The 7101-nt window shown below is 39.4% G+C and carries 7 protein-coding genes; all 7 read left to right on the top strand.

Translation table 11 applies throughout. The features are described from left to right. Window positions 1-648: 648 nt before the first annotated feature. The 7 genes from AAAT87_RS14735 to AAAT87_RS14765 are packed head-to-tail and all read left to right on the top strand — an operon-like array spanning window position 649 to window position 7048. The gene (locus AAAT87_RS14735; protein WP_349226837.1) at window positions 649-1380 is read left to right on the top strand and encodes a UpxY family transcription antiterminator; all 732 of its coding nucleotides are present in this window, start codon (window positions 649-651) and stop codon (window positions 1378-1380) included. Window positions 1381-1384: 4 nt separating this feature from the next. Then, window positions 1385-2014, top strand: a complete 630-nt coding sequence (locus tag AAAT87_RS14740; RefSeq protein WP_349226838.1) for an RNA polymerase sigma factor — start codon at window positions 1385-1387, stop codon at window positions 2012-2014. Next, window positions 2007-2471: an anti-sigma factor gene (locus AAAT87_RS14745; RefSeq protein ID WP_349226839.1), complete on the top strand. Its 465-nt coding sequence runs from the start codon at window positions 2007-2009 to the stop codon at window positions 2469-2471. The genes AAAT87_RS14740 and AAAT87_RS14745 overlap by 8 nt, the downstream gene beginning before the upstream one ends. 11 nt (window positions 2472-2482) lie before the next feature. After that, window positions 2483-3547: a hypothetical protein gene (locus tag AAAT87_RS14750; RefSeq protein ID WP_349226840.1), complete on the top strand. Its 1065-nt coding sequence runs from the start codon at window positions 2483-2485 to the stop codon at window positions 3545-3547. A 12-nt stretch (window positions 3548-3559) separates the two neighbouring features. Beyond that, window positions 3560-5539, top strand: a complete 1980-nt coding sequence (locus tag AAAT87_RS14755; protein ID WP_349226841.1) for a tetratricopeptide repeat protein — start codon at window positions 3560-3562, stop codon at window positions 5537-5539. After that, window positions 5529-6773, top strand: coding sequence for a GTPase (locus AAAT87_RS14760; protein ID WP_349226842.1), 1245 nt, complete (start codon window positions 5529-5531; stop codon window positions 6771-6773). The genes AAAT87_RS14755 and AAAT87_RS14760 overlap by 11 nt, the downstream gene beginning before the upstream one ends. Window positions 6774-6775: 2 nt before the next feature. Next, window positions 6776-7048 carry a hypothetical protein gene (locus AAAT87_RS14765; protein WP_349226843.1) on the top strand — a complete coding sequence of 91 codons (273 nt, stop codon included), beginning with the start codon at window positions 6776-6778 and terminating at the stop codon, window positions 7046-7048. Window positions 7049-7101 lie beyond the last annotated feature (53 nt).

Consider the following 7101-nt stretch of genomic DNA (forward strand, 5'->3'; position numbering starts at 1 on the left):
GCAAAATCCTGAGCAACTTTTTGTTGCTCAGGTACTTATAAAAAATATTAAATTATAGTGTTGCGGAATTAAGGATATCTTAAAAACATATCTTGTCATTGAGTTTTTTTTCATTTTTGTTTTGTTCTTCGATTATTTTCTATAAATTTGCATTCGGACTGTACAGCCAGACCGCAGTTGTCAATGTTAGACGAGTTCTTGCGAGATAACCGAGTCGGCAGCCTACGCCGTGCTGAGTGTAGTGAAGTCAAAATGACATATCTATACAAACGCGGGAAATGGGTGGGAATGACAGTTCAGACATAGAAGGCGTTTATCGACGCTGTGTTTGAGACACACTGAAATCTTCCAAAACAATCAGTATCAAAGTCTCGAATATGGTCAACGGTAGATGTCCCGGGTGTGATTATATCAATCCCGTGGAGACCTTGTAAGCATGAATTGTACCCTTTTGGGTGCAGTTAAATGTTTTATATAGGTCTCTTTGCGGTAGCGATTTTCATATCGGCGTGGGCTCTGACGTTGTCTGTTCGACTTTGATAGGCAGTTGGAAGAGCCTCAGTGTGTGGAATGGACAACAGGACGATTCCACGCTTTTTTTGTGTCACAATTTAACGGATTTCTGTCTAGAAAAAAGTTAGCACCGATATGAAAGTCGATGAATGGACATCTAACGATGGACACACCCTAGGAGGTGGTGAATTCCCTCCTTGCGCTGGACTTACCTCCAACGCCCTCCCCGAAGCTCAAAGCACTGTTTCCGCTGAGAGTTCACAAACAGGGGTGTCCACCAGAAATGCCCATATAGCAAGTAAGCCTAAAGCGCAAAAGGAGGACGAAATTCCTCATTGGTATGCTTTACGTACCACATATGGTAGAGAGAAAAAGGCATACGATTATTTGACCGCCAAAGGCATCACGGCTTTCTATCCTACAATAAATTCGGTTAAACTTATAAATGGTAAACGAAAAGTTGTTACTGAGTCACGTTTGCCAAACATTTTCTTCGCCTACGGCACAGAAGAACAACTCAAAACTTTTGTTTACGACAACGTAAATCTCCCATTCCTTCGTTTTTATTATCGCCACGAGCATGTCGGTAGCAGAGCCATAAAGACTCCGCTCATAGTACCCAAATATCAGATGGAAAGTTTGAAAATTATCTGCGAAGCAGAAGCAAGTGACATTATCGTCTCATTGTCAAGCGTGCCTAATTTTCAGACAGGCCAGATGGTGCGTGTTGTTGATGGCGCGTTTAAGGGAATAATTGGAAGAGTGAAAAGATGGCAAGGACAACAGAGAGTGGGTGTTATAATCGGTGACATGGCAACATTTGCAACGGCATATGTGCCGAGCGCATTTTTGGAAAAAATTGATTAGACTTATGGAAATCAAAAAGATATATACGGAAGACTTGCAAATAGCCCAAGCTCTTATACAAAGGGATAATACGATTACGCGCAAGTACTTTTACCATCATTGCTTCCCTCTTTTCAAGTCCATATACGACAACTACTATACGGATTGCACAGACTACAAGGAGTTTATTGATGAGATCTATATCGTTGTGTTAACTCCAAGCAAGGCTACAGGACGATGTCAAATGGAGAATTTCAGAGGCGAAAGTACTTTGGCCAGTTGGATAAAGACTGTTTGTTTGTTCTATTGCTATAAGAAATATGAGTTGAAGCAGCGTATGCCAGTTTATGAACCATTACCGCATACTGTCGAAAAGGAAGATAGCGAAGATGCGATAAGTGATAGAAGAAATGACGAAACGCTCTCTAATCCAATAGACTTTAGTGGAATGAATCGTGCTGATGTTGAAACTTTGCTCGGTTTGATGTCCAACGTAAGATACCGCAACATCATTCGCTTGCTCTATCTGGAGCAAAAGTCGCACAAGGAGACTGCCGAGGCACTCGGTATGTCAATGGATAACTATTATAACAAAAGGATTTTGGCAGAGAAACAATTCAAACAAGTTTGCAGAAAGGAGGCAAGACATGCTTAAACATACATCACTACCGAGTATAGAAGAGTTTGCTGCATTCCTCGATGGCAACCTATCAGCAAATGATATGCAGCAGTTTACGCAGTTGGCTGCACATGACGATGCTTTACACCAGTTGTTGCATGCAAATTCCGTTGTTGATGATACGCTTGACGGTTTAACGGATGCGGATTTGCAGTTACCGGCAGACTTAATGAATGCAGATTTTGAATTGCCCGAAATACCTTCTTCTGACGATGCATCTATGCTTGTCTCGCTTTCACCCGAGCCTGTGGATGATATGCTTGTTGCTGCATGTTCAGATGATGACGTTTCGATGTTTTCTGGAATTGACCAAGATGACCATACAAATACAGTAGATGATATGCACGATGATTCATCGCTGGCAACATCGCATGACGATGGTTTTGGCAACAACGATGATTCGTCTGACACATTCTCCGACAATATATATTAGACATATAAGTTATGGATATACCTATAGCATCACAGAACATAAGATTCCCAGGTTATGGCATGTTTTGGGTGGCAAACTCCATCAGCTCTACGCTGTTGGGATGGAACAACCGCAGATTGCAAGACAAGGCACACGAACGGAATCAAGAGTTTCTGTTAGAGATGGAACGAGCTCGCCGCATTACTGACGATGAACGCATGCAAGAAGACATTGCCTTCAAGCGTAGGCTCGTAGCCCTGGCTCGTGAACAGAGACAAGAAGTGTCTCGCCAGTCCTTCAATGCGCAGATGCAAGCCATTGAACTGAAATACTACTTGCAGTATTGTTGGCCACTCGACCCCTTGTTGCCTCAAACTATCTTGCATGAGATTCGCAACGTAGCTAAAAATGCAGCACCACGATTGAATGTTATTCTGATGCACACACCTTTGTTGCCATTACGAGCTTACGGAACAGATGCCAATGCTGCAGATGCACAAATATATAAGGAGTTGGAATATACTATCAAAAAGAATGATATTCCTCTTATCGGGAATGTCGATTTCCGCAAGGATGCTTGCTTGAAGCCTGATTTGTCTGGAGGCAATGCCAGCATAATGAATATCCACTTCCTGATGAGCCAAATGCCAACTTTGGTAATTTCTCCTCAATATCGTGACGGAAAAATGTATCTCAGCGGTGCAGTATGGGAGCCTCAGGCTTCGCGTCCTCTGATTCGTCCACTTCTCAACTTTGACTTTAATCCTGTTGAGGCAGAAAAAAACATAGAATATCGCAATGAGGTGATAGAATTGCTGCATACCAGCGTATCTGTTATTACAGGTACTGTTCGTGACTCTTATATGGTGCTGACGCAAGGTGCAAAGCCCACGTTGCCTAACTTGTTGAACGACAATGAGCATACTGACATGAAACGACTCGTAGAGGGCAATGCCGAATTAAAAGCATTCATAAAGGGAGAGAACGACAACATCCTTGCAGCACTTGATGAGAAGACTACACCGCAGCTACTGGATGTATTCGACAAGAAAGACATTGAGGCAATAAAGGAACAAGTAAGGTCAAACACATTTTAAAACGAAATAGATATGGCAATAGGTGCTATAACCATGATACTCGCCAATGTTGGATTGCAAATCTACAACAATTGGTGTGGCAGTCGCCAAAATGCTGCGCTTCAACAGAAGCGTGAGGAATTTGAGCGTGCTGCCAAAGAGCGCAACACGGAGCACATGTGGCGACTCATGCGTGAGGGGCAGGAACTGACCCTACAGTTAGAGAAGGAAAAGCATGCTGACAGACTCAAGGAACTAAAGGACGAGGTTGACCATCTTTTGGAGAAACTCACCTACGAGACGACTATCAGCAACTGGCCCTTGAAGGTGCTCCCCATTGTGATGAAGAACCAAGCTTTCGGTAACCTCTTGGCAAACCAAGAGGAGAACGTTGCCATGCATGTTATCTTCACTCGTTCCAACCACGACAAGTTTAACAAACTGGTCTATCCAGTTGTCGAGAAACAATTGGAACAGTATTGCGACAAACATTGGAGCACTATGACCGACCATCCTATTCTCTTCTATAGTGGGGCATGGAAACCAGCGGTGAACCCTACCGATGTACAGGTAATGGCTATGCGTGAGGAATTGAAGAATCTCCCCACCTTACTCATCACCCCTTTCTTCCGCCCTGGTGATGGTAAGTTGGTCTTCCAACTCCACATGTGGGGCGTAGGAGCTAACAGCACAGACAAATTTGACGTGCCTGAAATAGAGCCAACTGACTTTCAACGTTCTTTCATCAATCAAGATGATTACGATAACGAGCCTGGTCTTTTGAATGAAATCGTTGAAGACCTTGTTCCTTACTTGGAATGTATGATAGGCTATATGGCAGACACCTACTTCTGGTCATCAGCAGGATTGGCTCCACATCTACCTTTGCTCGTCACGAATGGCACGATTAATACGGATGGAATGAAGTATCTCATTAGCGATAGTCGTGAATACTATGAGGAATTGCTGGCGGGAAGTGAGGATAAGGCAAAGGCAAATCCATTTGTACAAGAGAATTTACTTGATTTATGTCAGGGATGTTCTGCCTTTATGGACAAGGAAGAGTATATGAAGAAACTTGAAGATGTTTTTGTTACATATTGTTACAAAAAATCAAGAAACAAATACGATTCTTTATCAGAGGTTATACACGATTGTCCTTTCAATGCGTCATACAAAAAATGGATTTCAGCGTTTCTTAATTTATACGATGGAATATATAAGAAGGATCTAAAAGATTTGTTGATTCTAATGGAAGGATTGGATTTTGACTATTCTATCTTGGCAAATAGCAATAAAACTGAATTATTACAATTAGCTAATGATGATAATTATGCTGCATTATACCGATTGGGAGAATTATATGAGTTCTCAATAGGTGTAAAAAATCATCTTGCATTTGCATTGGAGTGCTATGAAAAATCTGCTAATAATGGATTCATATTAGCTACGCTCAAGATAAAAGTCGAGAAATATGAAAAAATTGATAGAGCAAATTGTAAAAAATTAAAGTTTCTTCATAATGCAGGTGTAGAGCAGGCTTCTATATTGCTGTCCAAAATTTATTTCTATGGTCTTGGGGGTGAGAAAGATATAGAAGTTTCAATGAATATTCTAGACAGCGTTCCAGATAGTACACACCCTTATTACTATTATACAGGGGCCGTATTACTAAATGAAGCATATGGGAAAGATGAAAAGAAAGCTATATTCAAGTTGTTCAAAAAAGCTGCAGATATGGGCTATGTCTCAGCTATAGAAAAAATAATGATGATATATTTAGATGGCAGTATTGTTCCCAAATGTCCTGAGAGGCACTTTGAATATGCTAAGAAGTGTGCAGAACAAGGAAGTCTTTTGGGAATAACCAGATTGGGATATTGTTATGCAATAGGCTTAGGCGTTACGAAAAGTGTAGAGCAAGCAATTAAAGTATTAAAAATTGCGGAGAAGAGAAATTATCCAGATGCAATTAAATTGTTAAATATATTAGAATCAGACAATGGAAAATAAAGAAATAAAAATACCTACAATTTCTGTCATAGGAGGGATAGGACAAGGCAAAACTTCTTTAATAGAGGCTTTGTGGAAAGACTCGTCTGTTATGAAATCAGACAATGGGGTCGTTTATTATTCTGTAAGAGAATCTATACCAGGAAGAGGTAATATGGATTTTCAAATAAAGGAATTGCCTTCTATTGTATATTCTCTACAAAAAGAATGGTTCAAGAATAAGTCTATTCTTAAAGAAATAGCTTCGTCAGAAGTTATCCTCTTTTTAGTTCCAGCTTCATCTTTCGGATATAAGCAAGAAATCTCTTTTTTTAGGGAACTCATAAAATCCGATTATCATACCAATCAACATGTTGTAATCTGTTTAAGTAAATCCGATTATTTGTTGTTAGATGACAACTGCAAAAATGTAGAACTAAATTCAGTGGCAAAATTATTACAGATAAGTAATACTTTATATAACGCATTTAGTAAAGACCTAACACAAGAATCATTTTCTTGTGATTCCATTATTCCTGTTTCTGTGCCATTAGATTGGAACTATGAAATGTTAAAGGAAAAACTATGGGAGGGCGTTATTGAAAAAACTAACGAAACAACTTTCGATAAAAAAGCACCTACAATAGTTATTGCAGGTAAACGTGGTTGTGGAAAGTCAACGACCCTAAATGAAATTTGGGGATTGAATTTACCCACAAACAAGGCTGTCGCTTGTACGAAGTATCCAATGGTGTTGAATGTACCTTTGATGATTGAGGATACGAAAGTATTTGTCAATCTTGTAGATTTGCCAGGTATAGCAGAAAGTCTTGATGCAGATATGCAATATATAGAATTCTACGAGAAATACATTGATAAAGCATCTATTCTTATTTGTTTGAGTCAGGCTGATACCAGAGCATACAAACAGGATGAAATGTTCTATAAAAGTTTAATGGATAATAAAATATTGACTCAAAATACTCAAATCATCCTTGGTGTTAATCAAGTGGATTTGTTGTTCAAGTCAAAAGAGAATCCAGATGGAATAGATCTCAATGCTACATCTGTTGATGACCCATTAATACAAGGGAAAATAGATGACTATTATGGTAACGTATATAGCAAAATATTTGCAAATATGCCAAATGTTTCGCGCAATGATGTTTGTGTATATTCTGCATTGCTTAAATGGAATCTCCAAAGTTTGGAAGAAATGATTAAAGAAAAACTATTGTTAAACAAAAATAATTAGTTATGCCAATTACTTTATTCGGACTCGGTAGAAAAAAGACCGAAATCAATTTGGTTGTCGGTATAAACCAAGTTGACAACTTAGGCCCGTGGAATGGAAAAATCAATTTGCCAACGGAGTCTACAAAAAAAGAAATCGAATCTCGTACAAAAGACATTATCAAAAAATTGTCTTCTGGCGAATTTGCCATTTCTAAGGAACAAATCGAGTATTATTCTGCATTAAGAGCTTTTCGTCTTGAAAACTTGAATGGTAACTACTCAGCACCCCTATAGAAAACTTCTCGTTAATAAAGCATAAACTTGATTTTGCTGATTTTCTTCATCCT

It is taken from the genome of Segatella sinensis (genome assembly GCF_040095255.1).
GTDB lineage: Bacteria > Bacteroidota > Bacteroidia > Bacteroidales > Bacteroidaceae > Prevotella > Prevotella sinensis.

What these genes read in the sequence shown, in the direction of transcription:
- AAAT87_RS14735 (WP_349226837.1), top strand. Translation starts at nt 649, where the DNA reads ATGAAAGTCGATGAATGGACATCTAACGATGGACACACCCTAGGAGGT.
- AAAT87_RS14750 (WP_349226840.1), top strand. Translation starts at nt 2,483, where the DNA reads ATGGATATACCTATAGCATCACAGAACATAAGATTCCCAGGTTATGGC.
- AAAT87_RS14765 (WP_349226843.1), top strand. Translation starts at nt 6,776, where the DNA reads ATGCCAATTACTTTATTCGGACTCGGTAGAAAAAAGACCGAAATCAAT.
- AAAT87_RS14745 (WP_349226839.1), top strand. Translation starts at nt 2,007, where the DNA reads ATGCTTAAACATACATCACTACCGAGTATAGAAGAGTTTGCTGCATTC.
- AAAT87_RS14755 (WP_349226841.1), top strand. Translation starts at nt 3,560, where the DNA reads ATGGCAATAGGTGCTATAACCATGATACTCGCCAATGTTGGATTGCAA.
- AAAT87_RS14760 (WP_349226842.1), top strand. Translation starts at nt 5,529, where the DNA reads ATGGAAAATAAAGAAATAAAAATACCTACAATTTCTGTCATAGGAGGG.
- AAAT87_RS14740 (WP_349226838.1), top strand. Translation starts at nt 1,385, where the DNA reads ATGGAAATCAAAAAGATATATACGGAAGACTTGCAAATAGCCCAAGCT.